We start from the raw sequence: 21870 nt of genomic DNA, 5'->3' as shown, positions 1-21870 counted from the left end.
TATAGATGGGCAGTGGCGAGAATGTGAACTATCTCAAGCTTTTTGAGTGGATTTGAGCTAAGTAAAAAAAATGCACAAGCTAAACAAAAGCTTGTGCATTTTTGATTTGAAATTTAATTTGGATTTTATTTAAACGTCGACCAAATTGGCGCGTGATCAGACGGTTTTTCGATACCACGTAGCTCGTAATCGATGCCAGCTTCAGTACACTTATCGGCAAGCTTTTGAGTCGCTAGGACTACATCAATACGCAGGCCGCGGTTGTCTACGAAGCCTTTTGAGCGGTAATCAAACCACGAGTATTGATCATTCACTTCAGGGTGCAGCAAGCGGAAGCTGTCTACAAAGCCCCAGTCCATCAATGTTTTCAACCATTCTCGCTCTTCTGGTTGGAAAGAGCATTTACCTGTTTTTAACCAACGTTTCGCATTAGGTTCACCAATGCCGATGTCTGCGTCGATAGGGCTGATATTAATGTCGCCCATCACAATCACTTGCTCATCTTTGTTGTGATAATCGTTTAAGTAAGTCATTAAGTCTTTATAGAACTGGCGTTTGTACGGGTATTTTGTTTCATGCTTGATGTTATCCCCTTGAGGGAAGTAGCCATTTAGCACGGTAACCTTTTCACCATCTTCATCTTCAAACGTCGCCATGATCATACGCTTTTGATGGTCTTCATTGTCGGTTGGAAAACCTTTCTGAACTGAGATTGGCTCTTGCTTACACAGCATAGCCACACCGTAATGCGCTTTTTGGCCGTGAAAGTAAACCTTATAGCCCATTGCTTCAACATCAGCAATTGGGAAGGCTTCATCGTGCACTTTTATCTCTTGCAGACCAATCACGTCGGGTTGGTGTTTGTCGATAATAGCTTGCAGTTGGTGAAGGCGGGCTCTAAGACCGTTGATGTTGAAGCTAATTACTTTCATTTGTTTTTATACCTCTCGTAAACCTTTGTCACTGCTTGTTTTTAAAGGTTTTTGATTTGGTGGATTTCATGGTTCATCGTATTTAACCATGCTTAATAATTTCTGTCGCCACTTTGTAGAGACAAAATAGCGACATTAAATGATGTGAATACTTACAGTTACGTAGAATCTATTGAGTCTTAAGTAAATCCAAAAAGAACGCGTATTCAAGTGCGTCTTCTTTTAATCGTTTAAATCGGCCAGAAGCGCCACCGTGACCGGCTTCCATATCGGTTTTGAACAGCAATACGTTGTTGTCTGTTTTCATTTCACGCAGCTTCGCAACCCATTTCATTGGCTCAAAGTACTGCACCTGTGAGTCATGCAGGCCTGTCGTTACCAACATGTTCGGGTAGTTTTGTACCTTAATGTTGTCGTACGGTGAGTACCCCAGCATGTAATCGTAGTAGGCTTTATCGTTCGGGTTACCCCATTCGTCATACTCATTGGTGGTTAGAGGGATCGATTCATCGAGCATGGTTGTCACAATGTCTACAAACGGAACATGTGCACCAATACCACGGTACAGTTCTGGTGCTTGGTTGATGATTGCTCCCATCAATAGACCGCCAGCAGACCCCCCAACGGCGAACACTTTATCTTTCGCGCCGTAGCCTTCTTCAACAAGCTCTTTGGTTACATCAATAAAGTCGTTGAACGTGTTTTGTTTGGTCAGTTTTTTGCCATCTTCATACCAAGGGCGACCAAGCATTTCTGAACCGCGGACATGTGCGATGGCATAAACAAAACCTCTATCCAGTAGGCTTAGGCGAGTTGAGCTGAAGGTAGGTTCAATCGTAGAGCCGTAAGACCCATAGCCGTATTGGTAGATTGGGTTAGTGCCGTCTTTCTTAAATAAGTCTTTACGATAAACCAAAGAGACAGGAACTTGCTTACCATCGCGAGCCGTAATCATGATTCGCTCTGATTGGTAGTTATCCGCTTCGAAATCACCTAATACGGGTGTTTGCTTCATGAGCTCGGATTCACCTGTACTTAGGTCGAAATCATAGTAAGTACCTGGCGTGGTTAAGCTGCTGTAATAGATACGAACTTTTGCGTTATCTAATTCATAGTTACGCGTTAGGTAAGCGGCAAATGCGGTGTCGTTAAATTCAAGTGGAAACTCGTGGCCTGTTGAGAGTTGGCGAACTTTCACTGTAGACAAGCCATCCGCGCGTTGCTCGTAGACAAGATGGTCATCAAACAACTCGAAATCTACAAGCTGAGTATTATCGTCTGCTGGGATGACATCGACCCATTTTGAGCGATCATGCATCTCTTCAGCTGTGACTTTCATTAAACGGAAATTGACCGCTTGGTAGTTGGTGTAGATGTAATACCAATCACCTAGCTTAGCGATGCTGTACTCTATGCCGGTCTCTTTTGGGTAGAAAGCCTCAGCTGTAGCCTTTGGGTTGTTGGCATCGATGACTGAGACACCGCTGGTTTCTGTGCTCGAATGCCAAATGTAGACCTGTTCACCATCTTTGCTTTTACTCAAAGAGGTGTAGTAAGCACTATCGGTCTCTTCGTAGATTAACTGATCGTTTGCTTGAGCGCTGCCTAAAACGTGGCGGTAAACTTGATAACCCAGCAATGTTTGTGGATCTTTTTTGATGTAGTAGAAGGCTTGGTTGTCGTTTTGCCACGCGATTGCACTTGAAGCGCCTTCAATTTCATCTTTTAGGTATTCACCTGTTGTGAGGTCTTTGATCTTGATGGTGTATATTCGTCGGCTCAGCGTATCTTCGCCATAGGCCAACAAGTTTTCGTCTGGGCTGATCGTTAAGCCACCAATACTGAAGAATTCATGCTCTTTTGCTAGCTCGTTAACATCTAAGATGACTTGCTTGTCTGTGCCTAAAAAGTTTTTTTCACGCAGGTGAACTGGGTATTCGTTGTCGCCTGTGACCTTATTCGAGTAGTAGTAACTGCCTTTGCGAACCGGTACCGAATTGTCGTCTTTTGCGATTCGGCCTTTGATCTCTTGAAATAATTGTTTTTGTGCTGCTTGTGTATGTTTTAACACTGTATCTGCGTACTGATTCTCTTGCTCAAGCTGTTGCAAAATCTCTGGATCTTGGCGTGCATCATCGCGCATCCAGTAGTAATCATCGATTCGGGAGTCACCATGAATCGTCATTGCGTGAGGGACTTTCTTAGCAACGGGTGCTTGGGTTTGCTGAGCGACGAGCTGTGATTGAGAGTAGTGGTTCATGGTTGATATTCCTTGATTGCTGCATCCGGCGACAAGCGCTATTGATACGACTAATGTGGTTAAAGCGATACGCATCTGTATATCCTTAGTGTGTACCTTACTCGTTTTAATGCCAGCATCCTTTGTTGTGAGAGTTCAGGTACGTTGGTGTTCTTCCAGTGATATTATTTATAATTGGATTCTGGATATGCACCTTCATCGTAAGTGTCTGTTATTGTTTTTAAAAAATCAAAGCAATGTTAAATGAAATTACTGATACGTGAGAGTGGAAGGAATAAATGTGCAACAAAAAGGGACACACTTTTCAGTATGTCCCTTTCCTTTGTTTAGCAAGATTCGAGTTTTACGTTAAATAGCCAATGGCATTTCGTTTGAGTGGTCAGGTTTACGATTAACCCAACGTAAACCAAGCATAGCGATGAATGACATAGCAATCATCAGGCAACCGAGTGGCAGTTGGTCTTGAGCTGGGAAGAACGATGCCAATAGTGTTGCGATGCCAGCACCTAGGTTTTGCATACCACCTAAAATCGCACCTCCAGTACCAGCGTGGTACGGGAATGGCGAAAGTGCCCCTGTTGTTGCTGCTGGGAATAATATGCCAGCGCCCAAGAAGTAAATTGTGGCACCGCCAATCAAAGTTAATGCTGTTGTTTGACCAAACAGACCCGGTATCAATACCACTGTTGAGCCTACCAATATCGCAACCAGACCAACATTCAATGCACGGCGCTCAGAGCGACGTTGTGCGATGTAACTAGATAAGCCTGCACCGACTAAGTAACCTGGAATAGGCAAGACAAACAGCAAGCTTACTGTGGTTGCCGGTAAGCCAAGTACGCCACCAAGCAACACACCTGCCGCTGCTTCAAATACGGCTACACCAGCAAAGGTTGCGACTAATACCAATAAGAAACCTTGGAAACGTTTATCAGACAGAACGAACTTGTAGCTGTTGGCAACCGATTCATGCTTGCGTCGTTCTTTCGGCAGTGTTTCCATCATGCTCGTCATCATAGTGATCACAACAGCAATACCAAACAGCGCAAGGAATAAGTAGCTAGAACGCCAGCCGAAAACTTCTGTTAGGTAACCACCCAGTACAGGAGCCATCAATGGTGAGAAAATCACACACATGCTAATCAAGCTGTTTGCACGGTGCAGCTCTGCGCCTTCAAAACAGTCGCGAGTCAATGTACGAGACATCGCACCACCACAACCGATGCCCAAACCTTGGATAAAGCTGCCCGCTAAGAACCATTCATATTCGTGAGCGAACAATGCCACCAAAGTACCGATGATGTAGATGATCAAACCAATCACGATGATCGGTTTACGACCTAGGCGATCTGAAAGTGGGCCGTAAACAAATTGCGACAGACCATAAGGGATCAAGTAACACGCCATCACTGCCTGCAGTGAAGATGCCGAAACTAAGAACTCACCTGCCATATGACCGATAGAAGGCACGTACATCGTTTGAGTCATTTGACCTACGGCAGTCAGAATAGCGATTAAAAAGGTAAGTTTCGCTAATGGAAACGAGGCGGACATTTGCGTATCTCTCCAAAAATTAAGACGTAAAAAGCCTTAGCGCTCCATTAAAGGAGAGCCAAATGAATAAAGTGTTCAGGGAATCTAGGCGCGAGATATTAGATCTTGATTGCGGGCTTAGCAATCAAAAAGTGTGAAGTTGAGCAAGATAAAAATCTATAACTTGGATTATAAAAACTAATCCGAAGTTACTGCATTTTAAAGAGGGAGAGGGTGGAGTGGGCTTCCTTTAAATATCGATGTTCTGGCTATGTCCAAAGCGCTAAAACCTAAGCAACACAGCTAATGATTATATGAGTACATCATTTGAAATCACAGAAAAAAGGAAGAAAACACGCTCTATTAACATTTGTATAAACTTTCGTTTTATATGTAAGCAATTTGTGCTGTAATTATCCGCTAAGCTATTCGTCTAACTCATTTACATTGTGTACAGCAATTCGTTGTCGATGTGATAGTTATGGTTATGGAAGTCTTTTGGCTTAAATAAGGATATTAAATGCGCTCTCTATCGGTACAGTGGAAAATAACCCTCTTAGCAGGTTGTTGTTTAATCATTACGTCACTGTCTCTTATTGGTTTCTCGATCTACAACGCAACGAGCAATCAACAAGTCATCAAATCTCAAAGTTCAGAATCAGTTATCAATAAAACTCAGCAGTTGCTGGCGTCTGTTTCTCAGCTTAATGCTCAAGAAACTCAACGTTATGTAGACGAAGCTATTTACCGCGCAGAAATGCTTGCGGCCAGTGCTCAGTTTCTAAAAAACAATGCAGACGAAAACTTTACACCAAGTGAAGAGCTTCGTACCGCCTTGGATGAAATGGTTCGTCGCTCGGTTTTAAACTTCGACTCTATTCAAGGAGCGTATCTAGTTTTCAAGCCTGACTTGCTCGATAGTGAAGATGCGAATTATGTCGATGCTGATTATGTTGGTTCTAACGAAAAAGGTCGTTTTGCTCCTTACTGGAAGGTGGCAGATAACGGTGAAAATGTTCTAGCGAACGTTCTTTCAGAATCTATCTTGAATGATGACAGCAATAGCGAACGTTTTTACTGTCCTTTGTCTTCAGGCCAAACGTGTATTAGTACGCCGAGAGTCGTGAACAGCGGTGGTGTAGCGCTACTTACGTCCTCTATTTCAGTCCCTATTTTGGTTGACGACGTTGCTATTGGTTTTCTTGGTATTGATCTAAGACTTGATGGTTTAACCAGTGTGATTACTCAATCTGACCAGAGCTTGTTTAACGGTGCGGGTAAAGCTTACGTGGTTAGTCTAGATGGTTCGGTCATCGCTTCTGATGATTCAAGCATTGCAGTCGGTTCAACTTTCCAAAGTGGCAATACAAACAGTGATTTAATGACCGACTTTATCTTTGGTGGTGAAGTGACAACGCAATGGAGCGAGAACGGTGAGTGGTTACTTGCCTTTGCACCTGTTGTTGCAGCTAACCAAACTTGGGGGGTGTTGTTTGAGATCCCAAGAGACAGTGTCGTCGCTGACGCAAATAAATTGGATTCCATCATTAGCACTAAGCTAAGTGAAGGCATCAAAACAGAAGTGATCGCCGGTACAGTGTTTATTATCTTTGGCTTAGCCATTATCGCGTTTGCCTCGTTGTCTATTGTGAAGCCGATTCGTCAGGTTGTGGAAAGGTTGAATGACATCGCTTCAGGTGAAGGTGATTTGACCCAACGTTTGGAAGTGAAGTCTCAAGATGAAATCGGTCAGTTGTCAAAAGGATTTAACCTGTTCCTAGATAAGCTGCAACACACAATCAAAGAAGTCATTCACACCACAGAACAAGTGGCAAATACTACCAGCCAAGCGAAAGCATCAGCATCAAGTACTCGTGAAAGCAGCGAGTCTCAATTTAAAGAAGTGGATCTAGTCGCGACAGCGGCCGAAGAGATGACTCAAACTGCGGGCTTAGTGGTACAAAATGCAGAAGTGGCCGTTGATGCAGCGTGCGAAGCGAATCGTTCTGCTCAACAAGGGCAACAAGTCATCGAACTTTCAGCAGGTGAAATGAGAAAGCTGGTGGAGCGTATGTCGAGTGCTGTTCCTATTGTTGAAGAATTGGCAAAAAATAACGGAAACATCACCGAGATCTTAAGTGTGATTGAAGGGATCTCTGAGCAAACTAACTTACTGGCATTGAACGCGGCGATTGAAGCGGCTCGTGCTGGCGAACAAGGTCGAGGTTTTGCTGTTGTTGCGGATGAGGTAAGAAACCTCGCAAGTCGCACCCAGTCATCGGTTGGTGAGATCAGAGCGGTGATCGACAAGGTTCATGCTGGAACTCAAGATGTCGTTGAAGCAATACAAGAAGGCAATATCCTAGCTAACGATACAGCACTACACGTTCAGAAAGCAGTTGAAGATCTGGGGTCGATCTTTACTTCTATTGAGGCGATCAGTGATATGAACAGTCAGATCGTTCGAGCAGCCGAAGAGCAACAATCGGTTTCCGGTGAAGTAAATCAAAGCGTGGTTAATATTCGCGATTTGAGTGCGAAGATCTTGGAGCAAGCCGCGGCTTCTGAGCAAGTCGGCAATGAAATTGACCAACTGTCTCAACAACAACAGAAGTTGGTCAATCAGTTCAAGGTATAAGCATTAAGCCTTAACCAGTTCTTGAATAGAAAAAGGGACAAATGAAGATTTCATTTGTCCCTTTTTTAATTGTTTATTTAGAGGCTAGGCAATAACCAGCGGTTGACGCTGCTTACTCTTCGATAAACCAGTAGCCTTTGTTGACCAATTCAGTCACGACAGTTATGCCCGAAGGAGATAGGGCAGTAGCCGAGGTAATCATGGTCTCATCGCAAAGTATGTTGAGTAACGAAGAATCCGCTTCATCAACCTTAACCACTTCGCCATTGATGTAAGCAGTGTTGCTTTCATTTTCGTGGTAGAGCGCCTTTAAGCCTGATACTCGGTGAATCTCACCTTCAGACTCTAAGTGTTGAGCGATCTCTTCTTGAGTCCATAGTGGCTCTGGAGCAACGATATCAAGCTGGTGGCGTGATTGGCTTAGCAGACAACCCATGAATTCACTGATGGTTTCAGGTTGCTCTAGTGCAGATTTCAACATGTCTGTGAGATTGCTTAAATCCGATGAACGAATTTTTCCGTAGCCTTCTTGCATTTTGAATTCTGGATCGTGCAGGTGTACGTCACCCATATCATGAGCAAGTACAAAATCGGCAAAGTTGCTGATCAGTTCTTGTTCTTTAGGCGAGCGGTAGCCAATAGAGTAGCTCATTGACGGCTCTAACGTGCTCCCTTCATGTGGGAAACCTGGTGGGATATAAAGGATATCGCCCGGCTCTAAAGTTTCATCAATGATTGGGTCAAAACCTTCAATTTGACGAAGTGCAGACGCTTGAACAGTCTCTTTGTATTGGCCAACATCTTTAGCGCCAACCTTCCATTGACGTTTGCCTTGACCTTGAATGATGAAGACATCGTATTGATCAATATGTGGGCCTACGCCGCCTTCAGGTGCTGAGTAGCAGATCATGAGATCGTCGAATAACCAGTTTGGTAACGCTTGGAACGCCTCAGTCAGCTGATTTGCGCCTTGGTGCCAGTGGTTCGCTGCTTGAACGATCAGTTGCCAATGAGTTTCGGTTAATTCGCCAAACTTTTCTTCAGAGAATGGGCCGTGTTCAGCAGTCCACTGATTGTCGAGGTTAGAGACAAAGCGAGAATCCACTTCTTCTTCCATCGATAAACCAGCAAGTTCTTCCGGCGAAATTGGGTCGACGAAGTTTTGGAAGCCACCCTTTAAGATGGTTGGTTTTTTATGCCAGTAGTTTTCAAGAAACTCGGGCATAGAAAAGCTGAGTTGGTACATGTGAATCCTGTATATTTTTATGCTAGATGCTAGATGCTAGATGCTAGATGCTAGATGCTAGATGCTAGATGCTAGATGCTAGATGCTAGTTTGGCTTGTAAATCTTGCTGGACAATTTTGATTGCTTCTAACGCGACTTTTGGATCGATTTCGTTGCTTTCGAGCAGATAGATCAGGTCGACAGCTAACTTAACTTCTTCTGGTGCGTTATCCAGTGGTGATGGTGTGTTATCAGTGTTCATTTCGCTTAGGGTTCTCTAAGTTAATCAGTCTCTCAATATTTTTCATTGAGTCTTCACAGCGTTCTAATCGTTCTTTGGCTAACTGCCAAGCCTCTTCCGCTTTTTTCTTACTGTGGCGAGGCGCAGAATCAAACGCTAACTTTCGTACTCGTACTAAATCGACCAATCGCTTTTGCCAGTCTTGGTGCTGAGCGAGTTCGTTGTATAGGTCGTTAAGGGTTTTCCCTGACTTACTTTTTCGGTCCAAGCGTAAATCGTGGTTGGCTAACTCTCTTTGGATTGCTGCAATCTGATTGGTCAGTTTTTCTGTGAGGTAGTTGGCTCTGGATGCGGCCAGTTGATTTGTGGTTTGTTCACGTACAATGGTGCGGTACGTTGCCTGAGTTTCAAGTGCATAGGGAAGTAAAATAGAGGCGCCACATTTAAATAAGGCTCGGTCAAACAAGGCTTGATGATAAGCCCCTCGAGATTTATCAACCTGAGAGCAATGGCCAATTAAGGTATCAATGACACTTTTTAGCTTTGAAAATTGATTCATTTCACTTCCCGTTGGCTACTGCCTATAAGTTCACAAACCAAGCTTCATATGCCAGTTTAATTGCAAGTACGCTTACTACGGTAACAAACACAGGTCGTATAAATGTAGCACCGAAACGAATAGCAGAGTGAGCACCAACAAATGCACCTGCCATTAAACAAAGACCCATGGTTAAACCTAGAACCCAATCAATATGGCCAAGAATCGCGAAGGTCACCAAAGAGGTAAAGTTACTGGTAAAGTTCATGGCTTTGGATAGACCAGAGGCAAGTAAGATGTTTAAGCGATAAAGCGCCATAGAGCTTACCGTCCAAAACGCGCCAGTTCCTGGGCCTGCAACCCCATCATAAAAACCAAGAATGAATCCTTGGTACTTTTGTTTTCTCTTAAGTACAGGACAAGGCTTGGGAGACACATTATGGCTCACATCTGGAGTCTTATGAAAAATGGTATAGACCGCAGCGGCAAGAATGACTAACGGCAATACCTTCTCTAACCACTCGGTGCTAATGGCATCAACAGTGAGTGTGCCGATGGTCGCCCCGATTAAAGTAGATATGAATGCATTGACCCAACACTCAGGCTTGAACAGCTTTTTACGGTAGTAAGTGAATGCAGCTGTAGATGAAGCGAAAGTCGCTGCAAGCTTGTTAGTACCCAATGCGATGTGTGGCGGTAAACCAAGCGATAGCAAAGCTGGAACGGTTAACATCCCTCCGCCACCTGCGACAGCATCAATAAAGCCTGCTGCAAATGCAACCAGAGCAAGTATGACCAACATGGTTGGCTCAATCATTTCCATAAATAGCTAGTGTTCTCGTTATCGGCTGATAGGGCAGCCACATGAAAAATCTATGGATTAGTCATGTTGGGTTGTGAATGCAAGGGCCTAGCGATGAAGGCCCATAACTACCTCAAGGGCAGGGGATATTAGTATTTTATTGTTCTTTTAAAAGGCGGTAGTGAATCGAGTAGGGACTTTCCGTATCGCTTCGTTACTATGCGTCTATCAAGGATCGTGACTTTACCAGAATCTCTTTCCTTACGCAGTAGTCTACCCACAGATTGAATAAGCTTTTTACTCGCATCTGGAACAGTAATCTGCATAAAAGGGTTGCCACCGCGTGATTCAATATATTCTGAATGTGCTTGCTCTACAGGAGAGGTAGGAACACCAAAAGGAATCTTGGTAATCACGATGTTTTCAAGAAGCTCACCCGGTAGATCAAGACCTTCAGAAAAGCTGCCAGTTCCAAAAAGAACGCTGGTTTTACCTTGGTCTATTAGCTTTTTATGTTTTTTTAGGATTTCAGTTCGTGAAGTATCACCTTGAACCTGCAATGCCCACGATTTTTTAACGAAATCTGTTGCTAAAGCCTCTGCAACTTTGTTCATTTGCCAGTAAGAAGAGAATAGAACGAGATTGGCTTTTTTGTCTTCTATTACCTTAGGCAAAATTTCAATAAGATATTCGGTAAACTGAGGTGCTTGTGGTTCGTACTTCATTGCTGGAACGATAAGCTCAGCCTGATTCTGGTAATCAAACGGTGATGCCAAAGCCAAAAATTGTACGCCATCTTCTGCTTTTTGGCTGATACCTGCTTGATGACAGAAAAAGCTGAAAGAGTTGAGCGCCCTCATGGTCGCAGATACTAATACGGCACCCACACAGCGGCTCCAGATTTGTTGATCCAGTTGCCAACCTACCTCTAGTGGCGAAACATTCACAACGAAATCGCCTTCGCTTTCTTTATTCAGTTCGAGCCAACGAGCCAAAGGAGCACCTTTTTCTCTCTTCGGTTCAGCCATTAAGCGCCAAACTTGAGCAAGGTTCTCTGTTCTTTGTATATAGAAGCCAATTTCTGCCAACGCAGGCTCTGCAAGTTTTGCTGAAAGCTCCCCATCTTTAACTCGTTCTGCTATCAGGTCTGCAATCTTCGCAACAGCTTGGCTCGCCTTTTGTGTGAGTTGCTTAAGGTCTTTAGATTCATTCTCTAGCCACTCAGGTAAGTCGCCATGTTCGAAGCGATACAAGCCGTCTTCAAAGTGGCTTGCGTCAAACTGTTTGCTCATTTGAGTCAGAGTAGGGATCAGTTGTTGTACGGAGTCCTGCAATTCATTTCTAAATCGGTGGACACGCTTTTCGTCCGCTAAACCAGAAAGCTTAGTGATCGATTGATTTAAACGCTCTAACCAAGAAGCCGCACCTTTTAAACTGGCAGCTGCAGAGGAGTGATCTCGAGCGACATGAGGTAAATGGTGTGCCTCGTCGAATATATAGATGCTGTTTTCTGGCTCTGGAAGAATAACTCCGCCACCTAGGTCAGCGTCGGCCATCACCAAACTGTGATTAGCGATAATCACATCTGCTTTATCTAGCTCTGAACGCGCTTTCTGGAAAGGGCAATCTCTGTGAGTTGGCATACTGTTATTGCAGCTGTGCTTATCACTAACAATCATCTGCCAAATCATGTTGTCGATGGGTTTTGGCCACGAATCACGGTCACCATCCCATTTACCTTGGGTTAGGCTACGATACATGGTTTGAAGTTGGTCGATATCCTTCTTCTTTGGCTTAGATTCGAACATGGCCATTTGTCCGCCATCAACCCCGCAGGCAGCGGCTAGCTTTTCGGAACAACAATAACGCTGTCTGCCCTTCGCTAATATGAAAGAAAACTCTCGATCAGTCAGTCTTCTATATAGAGGGAGATCTTTATTGACGAGCTGTTCTTGTAGCGCAACCGTCGCCGTTGATATGACTATTTTTCGGTTATTGAGCACAGCGACAGGAATAGTTGCCATTAAATAAGCCAGTGATTTCCCGATCCCGGTTCCCGCTTCTGCAACAATCATGCGATTACTTTTGTGGTATTGACCACAAAGTGTCTTCGCTATTTCTGCAACAAGGTAATTTTGAGCACGTCGAGGTACAAAGTTGTCCAACTGATCTTGGAGGTTTTGATAACTGGTGCGAATAGATTTTTGAATTTTAGTAGTTAGCATACTGTGACCTACGTAACGGAGCGAGGATAGTAGCACATATCACTAGTCGGTACATTTACGGTGAAATAGCTTGCTTTTGAATCAAAGGTAGATCTTGTTCACAAAAAAAAACTGAACCATCAGGAACTTAACTATTTTATTTATGTTGCGAAATATAAATATTAAAAAAGACTTGCTTGTAGGTGTTAAATCCTGAGGCGTGGCGTTTTTACAAGTTGTTTGTGGTGTTAAATGCTGTTTTGTTCTTTTTTTGGATTATTATATTTTCTGATAAAACTAAGGATAAGCTGCTCGTAAAACTATGAAAAAAAATGTAAGTAGTTGATTTTGATTGCTTTGTGTTTTTTTTAGGTTTGTTTTTAGTTTATTTGACACGCAGGATAATCTTTTGCAATCTAGACCTCGAAATTTAGTGACGGTGATTAACCAACAAAGAGTGGTAATGACCAGTCATAAAAATAAAAGGGAACCGGGCAAGGATCTCCCATTCTTAGAAAAGGCAGTGGATTTATTATGAAAAAGACTCTATTAGCACTAAGTGTTATGTTTGCAGCAACATCGGCACAAGCAATCGAAATTTACAACCAGGAAGACTTATCTGTTAACCTAAGTGGCGACATCGAAGTTGTTTACGTTAAAGGTTTTGCAAAAGATTCAGAATTCCAGCAAGAAATTCAAGATGCTGACTTTGGATTTGATGTTCGTTATGCGCTTAATGACGAGCTAACTTTTGGCGGTTATTGGGAGTTTGATGGAGCATCTGGTGAAGTAACTGGCGGTTCTTCTACATCTGCAGATGTTGGTGATGTCTATGTGGCTTTATATACTCAAAACTACGGTTCTGTGAAGGTTGGTCGTACGTGTGGCGCGCTAGACGATGCTGGTGTTGGTTCTGATTACCAGTTTGGTGTGAGCTCTTTCTTCGAAAATGGTAGTGAGTTCTGTCAAGATGAAATGATTCGTTATGATATCGATACAGGGACATTCTATGCTACAGCATCTCTTGCTCAAGATGAGAATGACAGCACAGATGCTCTTGGCAAAGATGGAGCGTATTACGATCTTAAACTTGGTGGTCGTGTAGCTGATTTTGATTTCACTGCATACTATGGCTACGCAGAATTGGAAAAGATGGCGCCTGGCGCGGACGACGCTATTTGGGCATTAGAAGCTCGTTTCTCTGGCGTTGAAAGCTTGAATCTTGAGTTGGGCTATTACGCGACAACAATGGATACAGGAGTTGTAAAAGTAGATGCAGATACTATCGCTTTTGCTGCTGATTACACTATTGATGCAGTAACTATCGGTGCTGGCTACAGCACTTCTGATAGTGACAACAATGACAATGACGCCGACAACTGGTTTGTAAATGCTGGTTACGGCTTTGCTCCGAACACTACGGCTTACATTGAAGTTGGTGGTACAGACCAGAAAAACACGGACACTGGTGTTGCTGTAGGTGTTAAAGCTAGCTTCTAATTGAGTTTAGTTAAAAACTTTCTTATAAAGCCACCTCAGGGTGGCTTTATTTATTTTTACAGTTTAATATTTCATATAATAATTACTTAATTATTTTTGGCAACGTGCCTGATGAAAGGAGTCAATCTCTGTGATGTTTAAAAAGCAATTATTCTTTGTTTTAACTATGCTTGCATTTTCTGCACATGCTATAACTCTGGTTCCTAGCAAAGGTGTCTCTGTTCTTTACATTAATGGTGTAGAGGCTGATTCTAAATTGGGGACGAATATAATAAGAAATGGTACGACTCAAGTTGTTGTCCGAATGGACAAAGAAGTTGGTCGTGGTAGTGGTAATAGCGTATTTACTTCTAAGCCATATTTATTAACGTTTGAAGCAGGTGGGAATGAAATTAAATTGGATCACCCGGTTGCTCGAAGTAAAAGCGAAGCGGAAAAAGCTTTCAGAAAGCAAAACCCCGATTGGCGTTTAACTCAAGACGGTAACGAACTTGTCTATCAACAAGAGTTACTTCAAGGCAAGAAAGGTCTACTTCCATTTATGGGAATGGACAAGCTTGTAAAAGAACATAACGATCAACGAGGAATCACGTTTGTCGATGGTGCGTTAGTCACTGCCACGACTACTGCGATAGTTCCCTCTCCAGTTACAACTCAATCGGATACTCCGAAACTAGATCTTAAAACTGCCCCAAGCGTTGTGGGAAGTGTTACTCAAAATGTCGAGCAATTGAAAGCTTGGTATCTAAAAGCTTCTAAAAAAGAGCGCAAAGAATTCCGTAAGTGGATGATTGACCAAGAGTAATCAATCTTCACGTACAAAAAAGCGAGACGTAAATCTCGCTTTAATATATTGCTATGAGTTAAATCTCTTTCCACTCACCAGGCTGCAGCTGCCCCACATTCATATTACCCATTGAGTAACGGATAAGACGCAGGGTAGGGAAGCCGATATTGGCTGTCATTCGTCTTACCTGACGGTTACGTCCTTCAATGATTGTAATAGCCAACCATGTTGTCGGTATCGCGGCTCTGAAGCGTACTGGAGGGGTTCTATCCCACACAACAGGTTCAGACATCACCTCAACCTGAGCGGGCAGTGTCATGCCGTCTTTTAGTTCGACACCTTTTCTCAATTTATCTAAATCTTCCTCAGAAGGTGCGCCTTCAACCTGTACCCAGTAAGTCTTTGGGGATTTTGAGTTTGGTTGAGTTAGCTTAGCTTGAAAAATACCATCGTTGGTCAAGACCATTAACCCTTCGCTGTCGCGGTCAAGGCGACCTGCAGCATAAACGTCTTTCACTGGAATAAAGTCCGCTAGCGTTTTTCTCCCTTCGCCATCTGTAAATTGGCTTAGAGTATCGAAAGGCTTGTTGAACAGAATTACTTTGCGATCTTCGAGCGCAACCTTAGGTTTTGCATTGGTAGGCTTGCCTTTATATCGGTGCTTGCTTGAGTGAGATTTGTTGTGCGAATTGCCAGTATTATTCTTATCACTGCTTCGGCTTTGTCTATTACCGCTTTGTTTTAATGTTGCACCAGAACGAGCCGGTTTGTCTGAACGAGATGCGCTGCGTGAGCGAGTAGACATGTTAACTACCTTGCAAAAATGTAAACGAAGTGTGCTGAAAAGTTTTCACTGAAACGGAATTGAGCTATCATTTGCGCGCCTAAAAGACACAAAATAGAACAAGTTGATGGACTCTTAAGCCTGATTTGTTTAATTATACCTTCGTGTTTTATTATAACAACGCACTCACGGATTTGGTTCATGCTGTCATCAAGATTGTATGAAAAATAAGATAGAGTACGACTATCGAGTAAGCAGTTTTCACTCTTAGAGTGGCTTACTGGTCAATTTATAACACGCTCACTACTTTAAATGAGCTTGTAAGAACTATAGGGAAATTTCATGCCTACTGAAAAACCAACGATCATCTATACCATTACAGACGAAGCTCCGGCGCTAGCAACATACTCTCTGCTGCCTATCATTCAATCTTTTACAGCTTCTTCTGGTATTAACGTTGATACTCGCGACATTTCACTTGCAGGGCGTATTATTGCCAACTTCCCTGACTATTTGAACGAAGAGCAACGTATTGGTGATGCATTAGCAGAACTAGGTGAATTGGCTAAGACACCAGAAGCAAACATTATCAAGCTTCCAAACATCTCTGCATCTGTACCTCAGCTTCAAGCAACAATCAAAGAGCTACAGTCAAAAGGTTACGCACTTCCTAATTACCCAGAAGAAGCAAACACTGACGAAGAGAAAGCAGTAAAAGCGACTTACGACAAAATCAAAGGCAGTGCAGTAAATCCAGTATTGCGTGAAGGTAACTCGGATCGCCGCGCTCCACTTTCTGTTAAAAACTACGCGAAGAAGAACCCACACTCAATGGGTGCTTGGTCTGCAGATTCTAAGTCGCACGTTTCAAGTATGGACGACAAAGACTTCTTCGGTAGCGAAAAGTCAGTAACCATTGAAGGTGCTACAGAAGTTAGCATTGAATTCGTTGGCAAAGATGGTGCGAAGAAAACATTGAAGCCAGCTTTTGCACTGCAAGATAAAGAGATCATTGATGCGTCAGTGATGAATAAGGCCGCTTTGGTTGCATTCTTCGAAAAAGAAATCGCATCGGCTAAAGAGCAAGGTGTACTGCTTTCTCTTCACTTGAAAGCGACGATGATGAAAGTATCTGACCCAGTGATCTTTGGTCACGCGGTTAAGGTTTACTACAAAGACGTATTTGCTAAACACGGTCAGCTGTTTGAAGAGCTAGGCGTTGATGTAAATAACGGCATCGGTGATGTCTACGCGAAGATTGATGCGCTTCCTCAAGAGCAGAAAGAAGCAATCGAAGCTGACCTGCAAGCGGTATACGAGACTCAGCCACCACTAGCGATGGTTGATTCGGACCGTGGCATTACTAACCTACACGTACCAAGCGATATCATTGTGGATGCATCTATGCCTGCAATGCTGCGTTCTTCTGGTCAAATGTGGGATCCAGAAGGTAAGCAAAAAGATACCAAAGCAATGATCCCAGATCGTAGCTACGCGAGCATTTACCAAGCGGTTATTGATTTCTGTAAAGAGAACGGCGCGTTCGATCCAACAACGATGGGTAGCGTACCAAACGTTGGCTTGATGGCTCAAAAAGCGGAAGAGTACGGTTCTCATGATAAGACTTTCATCCTTGAAGCTGCTGGTCAGGTTCAAGTTGTTGACGCTTCAGGCGCTGTGCTTCTTGAGCAAGACGTAGAGGAAGGCGATATCTTCCGTATGTGTCAGGTTAAAGATGCACCAATCCAAGACTGGGTTAAGCTTGCGGTAACGCGTGCTCGTGCATCGGGTGTTCCAGCGGTATTTTGGCTAGATGCGTCACGCGCACATGATGCTCAGCTTATCAAGAAAGTTGAAGCATACCTTCCTGAATACGATACCGATGGTCTTGAAATTAAGATCCTTGCTCCACTTGAAGCGACTCAATACTCACTGGTTCGTATCAAAGAAGGCCTAGATACTATTTCGGTTACTGGTAACGTATTACGTGATTACCTAACTGACTTGTTCCCGATTTTAGAGCTTGGTACATCAGCTAAGATGCTATCGATTGTTCCACTAATGAACGGTGGTGGTCTGTTTGAAACAGGTGCTGGCGGCTCTGCTCCTAAACATGTTCAACAAGTAGAGAAAGAAAACCACCTGCGTTGGGATTCTCTAGGTGAATTCTTGGCACTAGCGGCATCTCTAGAGCACCTGAGCGTAGTAACAGGTAACGCTAAAGCACAAGTTCTAGCTGATGCGCTTGATAAAGCGACGGGTGAGTTCCTTGATAACAACAAGTCTCCTTCACGTCGAGTAGGTGAGCTTGATAACCGTGGTAGCCACTACTATCTAGCGGCATACTGGGCTAAGGCGCTTGCTGAGCAAACGGCTGACGCTGATCTTGCTGCTGAGTTTGCAGGTGTGGCAAGTCAACTGGCTGAAAGTGAAGAAGCGATCGTTGCAGAGCTGAACAACGCTCAAGGTGTGGCTGGCGACTTAGGTGGTTACTACCTACTTGACGATGCATTGGTTTCAACACTAATGCGCCCAAGCTCAACGCTAAACGCGTTTATTGATGCATAGTGATTGGACTCATCGTTAGTCAGTCATGAACGTGATTTGCTAACGAGTTGCTTAGGCTGATAGCTAAGTTATAGATAAAGTCAAAACGAAAGACGCTTTAACGATAATGTTAAAGCGTCTTTTTTCTGTCTAATACTTCTTAAGACCTAGCTTAAGGGGAGTAGCTCTTCGAGCTCATTGTCCAGTGAGCAACTTTAGAGCCCCCAAAACGAAAAAAACCGCTCTCGTAATCCTGTGTTACAGTTATTAAATGAGCGGTTTCAATATTCTGTTTACCTGTCAGCCGTTAATGACGACTGATGGAGGTTAACATGAGTTTGCATTCGCCTATTTTGCGGCGCTGCCTTCTACAGGAACAACGGAGCTAGCATGCGAGCCTTTAGGTCCACTTTCTACTTCATAGTCGACCTGCTGACCAGCCTTTAAGGTTCGATAACCTTCCATTTGTATTGTGGAGTAGTGCGCGAAAATATCGCCGTCTTCACCTTCTGGACAAATAAAGCCAAACCCTTTGGCATTGTTAAACCATTTTACTGTACCTGTAGCCATGCTATACATCCCTCATGCATTTTGTTACTAACGTTGTTATATCAATTGTTGTAAGTGCGATTGATATCATTCCTACCAGCTAAAGAATTTCAGCTAATAGCTTGAATCTCGTACATTGCTTACGGAAATTAACGCTACCCTGCGTAATTATTCCTTATTGTTAATTTTTGAAGCGTGTTACTGATTTTAATTCATGTTGCAAAAGTGTATTAAAAAACCTTTTAGCTCCAATGTAGCTAATGATTGAGCACAGTCAATAGTAAATTGGTATAAAAGTGATCAATTTTAATAACAAATCACATTCGAGATTAACCGCAATCTATTAACTAAATAGTAACTTAGCGGTAATCTTATCGTTAGTATCAATAGTTATGGCGTCTTTTTAATCAATCACATATGTTAATCTTGTTAATCGAGATCTTTTATTTGCAGCGATGGAAATGGTGGATTAGGCTCAGTATAGAGGAATATTTTTTGGTACTGTTTCTAGGTGCAGTTTCTTAGTACACGGTAAAGCGTGAATGTGGTAAATTTGAGTTAGGTAAACACTCACGACTTCCGAAAAATAACCCTTAGCAAAGCGATATGAGCAGAAACTTTGAATGGGCATCTCCAGGCTCAGATTTACTGGAGAAAGAAGCAACAAAAGTAAAGCCACCGGCGATGTATAACGTTGTGTTGAATAACGATGACTACACGCCCATGGACTTTGTAATCGAGATCCTAGAGCGATTCTTCTCACTAGATATCGAAAAAGCAACGGAAGTGATGCTCAAGGTTCATTATGAAGGTAAAGCTATATGCGGCACATACAGTGCTGAAATAGCGGAAACAAAGGTAGCGCAGGTCACGATGTACTCAAAGGAAAATGAGCATCCGCTACTATGTACAATGGAGCAAGTATAAATTGCTCGAACAACACTGTTGTTCCCTTAGGAGGTACTTATGCTAAATAAAGAATTAGAGACGAGTTTAAATGGCGCATTTGCTCGTGCGCGAGACAAGCGACATGAATTCATGACTGTCGAACACCTCCTACTAGCATTATTAGAAAATGATGCGGCCAAGGAAGCGCTCCAAGCTTGTCAGGCTGATCTCGATGCTCTTCGCAATGAGCTCGATATTTTTATCGATCAAACGACCCCACTTATCCCTGAAAGCGACGAAACTCGCGAAACTCAGCCTACGTTGAGCTTCCAACGAGTACTTCAACGCGCTGTTTTTCATGTTCAATCTTCAGGTCGCAGCGAAGTAACAGGTGCTAACGTACTTGTGGCTATTTTTAGTGAGCAAGAATCTCACGCGGCATATCTTCTTAAGAAAAACGACATTAGTCGCTTAGATATTGTTAACTTCATCTCACACGGTATTACCAAAGCGAGCAACGAAGGCGACAGTCCTTCATCATCCGATTCATTTGGTGGTGCAGAAAATGCTGAAGAAGCTAACTCTGAAGACCGTTTAGAAAATTTTGCTACTAACCTTAACGAAGTCGCAAAGCAGGGCAATATTGACCCACTAATCGGTCGTGACAAAGAGCTAGAACGCACTATCCAAGTTCTGTGTCGTCGTCGTAAGAACAACCCTCTGTTAGTGGGTGAAGCGGGGGTAGGTAAAACTGCCATCGCGGAAGGTCTTGCATGGCGCATCGTTGAAGGACAAGTGCCTGAAATCATTCAGAGCAGCGTAATTTATTCTCTAGATATCGGTTCACTGTTAGCCGGAACCAAATATCGTGGTGACTTTGAGAAACGTTTTAAAGCGATTCTTAAGCAACTGGAGAAAGAAGAAGACGCGATTCTGTTCATCGATGAGATCCACACCATTATCGGTGCCGGGGCTGCATCGGGTGGTCAGGTTGATGCGGCAAACTTAATTAAACCACTACTAAGCAGTGGCAAATTACGTTGCATCGGTTCAACAACGTACCAAGAGTACAGCAGTATTTTTGAGAAGGAGCGTGCTTTAGCTCGTCGCTTCCAGAAAATAGATATTATTGAACCATCGCTAGACGATACGACCAAGATCCTGATTGGCTTGAAGCCAAAATACGAAGCTCACCACGAAGTGCGCTACACCAACAAAGCGTTGCGTGCCGCTGTGGAACTGTCAGCTAAATACATTAATGAACGCCACCTTCCTGATAAGGCCATTGACGTAATCGATGAAGCGGGCGCTCGTAGTCGTTTGGCACCTGCAAGCCGTCGTAAGAAAACGGTAAGCGTGGCTGATATTGAGTCAATGGTTGCGAAAATGGCGCGTATTCCTGAAAAGTCAGTATCGTCTTCAGACAAAGATACACTCCAGAAACTGGATGAGCGCATGAAAATGTTGGTATTCGGACAAGACCCTGCAATCGATGTATTGAGTGAAGCGATTAAGCTGACCCGTGCTGGATTGGGTGCAGACAATAAACCTGTTGGTTCATTCTTGTTTGCTGGTCCTACTGGTGTCGGTAAAACAGAGGTGACTGTTCAGCTGTCTAAGTTGATGGGTATTGAGCTTCTGCGCTTTGATATGTCTGAGTACGGTGAGCGACACTCAGTGAGCCGCTTGATTGGTGCGCCTCCTGGTTATGTTGGTTACGACCAAGGTGGTTTGCTAACGGATGCCGTAATCAAGAACCCGCACTCTGTTGTGTTACTGGATGAAATCGAGAAAGCTCACCCAGATATCTTTAACTTGCTACTGCAGGTAATGGATAACGGCACGCTAACTGACAACAATGGTCGCAAAGCGGACTTCCGTAATGTGATTCTAGTGATGACGACCAACGCAGGTGTGGCTGAAACCGAGAAGAAATCGATCGGCCTGATCCAACAAGATCATGCGCCAGATGCGATGGGCGAAATCAAGAAGGTATTTACTCCTGAGTTCCGTAACCGTCTTGATAATATCATTTGGTTCAACAGCCTTGACCCAAGTGTGATTAGCCAAGTAGTTGATAAGTTCATTGTCGAGCTTCAGGTTCAACTGGACGCTCGTGGCGTGTCTTTAGAGGTTTCTGAGGATGCTCGTCACTGGTTAGCTGATAAAGGCTATGACAAGACCATGGGTGCTCGTCCAATGGGACGTGTGATTCAAGAGAAGCTTAAGAAACCACTTGCTAACGAGTTACTGTTCGGTAGCTTGGTTGATGGCGGTACGGTTAAAGTATCCCTGAAAAAAGACGAATTGGATTTCATCTATGTTGGTGCTAAAGAAGAGGTCATGCACTAACGAAGTGATTGATAAATCAAAGGCTTAAATATAAAACGCATGACTTAGGTTGTGCGTTTTTTTATGCTTGCGAGATGCGAGATGCGAGA

The 21870-nt window shown here is 43.5% G+C and carries 16 protein-coding genes; 6 read left to right on the top strand and 10 right to left on the bottom strand.

The window, feature by feature from the left end; all coding sequences use genetic code 11:
• Positions 1-125: 125 nt before the first annotated feature.
• The 3 genes from xthA to emrD all read right to left on the bottom strand — a co-directional run bounded on the left by xthA (position 126) and on the right by emrD (position 4746).
• Positions 126-932, bottom strand: coding sequence for an exodeoxyribonuclease III (gene xthA, locus AB4583_RS01015; protein WP_017070028.1), 807 nt, complete (start codon positions 930-932; stop codon positions 126-128).
• 169 nt (positions 933-1101) lie between these two features.
• Complete coding sequence (locus AB4583_RS01010) at positions 1102-3192, bottom strand: S9 family peptidase (RefSeq protein WP_372116048.1); 2091 nt, start codon at positions 3190-3192, stop codon at positions 1102-1104.
• Positions 3193-3540: 348 nt separating this feature from the next.
• Complete coding sequence (gene emrD / locus AB4583_RS01005) at positions 3541-4746, bottom strand: multidrug efflux MFS transporter EmrD (RefSeq protein ID WP_017065927.1); 1206 nt, start codon at positions 4744-4746, stop codon at positions 3541-3543.
• Between the two features lie 499 nt (positions 4747-5245).
• On the opposite strand from emrD, the gene AB4583_RS01000 reads away from it, so the two are divergent.
• Positions 5246-7363 (top strand): methyl-accepting chemotaxis protein, encoded by a 2118-nt coding sequence (locus AB4583_RS01000; protein WP_017070026.1) that lies wholly within the window; start codon positions 5246-5248, stop codon positions 7361-7363.
• 112 nt (positions 7364-7475) lie between these two features.
• Here the strand turns inward: AB4583_RS01000 and AB4583_RS00995 are convergent, their stop codons facing one another.
• From AB4583_RS00995 to dinG, 5 genes are all read right to left on the bottom strand, one after another.
• The gene (locus tag AB4583_RS00995) at positions 7476-8609 is read right to left on the bottom strand and encodes a cupin domain-containing protein (RefSeq protein ID WP_017070025.1); all 1134 of its coding nucleotides are present in this window, start codon (positions 8607-8609) and stop codon (positions 7476-7478) included.
• A 71-nt stretch (positions 8610-8680) separates the two neighbouring features.
• Positions 8681-8851: a pleiotropic regulatory protein RsmS gene (rsmS, locus tag AB4583_RS00990; RefSeq protein ID WP_017055021.1), complete on the bottom strand. Its 171-nt coding sequence runs from the start codon at positions 8849-8851 to the stop codon at positions 8681-8683.
• Positions 8841-9389, bottom strand: a complete 549-nt coding sequence (locus tag AB4583_RS00985; protein ID WP_372116043.1) for a primosomal replication protein — start codon at positions 9387-9389, stop codon at positions 8841-8843. Before AB4583_RS00985 ends, rsmS begins: the two co-directional genes overlap by 11 nt.
• Before the next feature lie 22 nt (positions 9390-9411).
• Positions 9412-10191 carry a TSUP family transporter gene (locus tag AB4583_RS00980; protein ID WP_017062114.1) on the bottom strand — a complete coding sequence of 260 codons (780 nt, stop codon included), beginning with the start codon at positions 10189-10191 and terminating at the stop codon, positions 9412-9414.
• Between the two features lie 128 nt (positions 10192-10319).
• Positions 10320-12395 (bottom strand): ATP-dependent DNA helicase DinG, encoded by a 2076-nt coding sequence (gene dinG / locus AB4583_RS00975; RefSeq protein ID WP_372116042.1) that lies wholly within the window; start codon positions 12393-12395, stop codon positions 10320-10322.
• A 513-nt stretch (positions 12396-12908) separates the two neighbouring features.
• Between dinG and AB4583_RS00970 the strand changes: the two genes are divergently transcribed.
• Both AB4583_RS00970 and AB4583_RS00965 read left to right on the top strand, forming a co-directional pair.
• A complete protein-coding gene (locus AB4583_RS00970) occupies positions 12909-13874 on the top strand; it encodes a porin (protein WP_372082689.1) in 966 nt (321 codons plus the stop codon).
• A gap of 133 nt (positions 13875-14007) precedes the next feature.
• Positions 14008-14679: a DUF2057 family protein gene (locus tag AB4583_RS00965; RefSeq protein WP_372116047.1), complete on the top strand. Its 672-nt coding sequence runs from the start codon at positions 14008-14010 to the stop codon at positions 14677-14679.
• A 58-nt stretch (positions 14680-14737) separates the two neighbouring features.
• Here the strand turns inward: AB4583_RS00965 and AB4583_RS00960 are convergent, their stop codons facing one another.
• Positions 14738-15466 (bottom strand): pseudouridine synthase, encoded by a 729-nt coding sequence (locus AB4583_RS00960; RefSeq protein ID WP_017062110.1) that lies wholly within the window; start codon positions 15464-15466, stop codon positions 14738-14740.
• 321 nt (positions 15467-15787) lie between these two features.
• Here AB4583_RS00960 and AB4583_RS00955 point away from each other — a divergent pair, with 321 nt between their 5' ends.
• Positions 15788-18013 carry an NADP-dependent isocitrate dehydrogenase gene (locus AB4583_RS00955; protein ID WP_017067848.1) on the top strand — a complete coding sequence of 742 codons (2226 nt, stop codon included), beginning with the start codon at positions 15788-15790 and terminating at the stop codon, positions 18011-18013.
• Between the two features lie 327 nt (positions 18014-18340).
• On the opposite strand, the gene cspD is transcribed toward AB4583_RS00955, so the two are convergent.
• Positions 18341-18562, bottom strand: a complete 222-nt coding sequence (cspD, locus tag AB4583_RS00950) for a cold shock domain-containing protein CspD (protein WP_004736548.1) — start codon at positions 18560-18562, stop codon at positions 18341-18343.
• Between the two features lie 585 nt (positions 18563-19147).
• On the opposite strand from cspD, the gene clpS reads away from it, so the two are divergent.
• The gene (gene clpS / locus AB4583_RS00945) at positions 19148-19468 is read left to right on the top strand and encodes an ATP-dependent Clp protease adapter ClpS (protein ID WP_004737430.1); all 321 of its coding nucleotides are present in this window, start codon (positions 19148-19150) and stop codon (positions 19466-19468) included.
• Positions 19469-19507: 39 nt separating this feature from the next.
• Positions 19508-21781, top strand: a complete 2274-nt coding sequence (clpA, locus tag AB4583_RS00940; RefSeq protein WP_017062108.1) for an ATP-dependent Clp protease ATP-binding subunit ClpA — start codon at positions 19508-19510, stop codon at positions 21779-21781.
• Positions 21782-21870 lie beyond the last annotated feature (89 nt).

Origin of the sequence: Vibrio sp. 10N.222.49.C12, assembly GCF_041475025.1 — a bacterium.
In the GTDB taxonomy this organism is placed as follows: Bacteria; Pseudomonadota; Gammaproteobacteria; order Enterobacterales; family Vibrionaceae; genus Vibrio; species Vibrio crassostreae_C.
The sequence above is the reverse complement of the archived record's forward strand: the minus strand, read 5'-3'. Positions and strand labels throughout refer to the sequence as shown.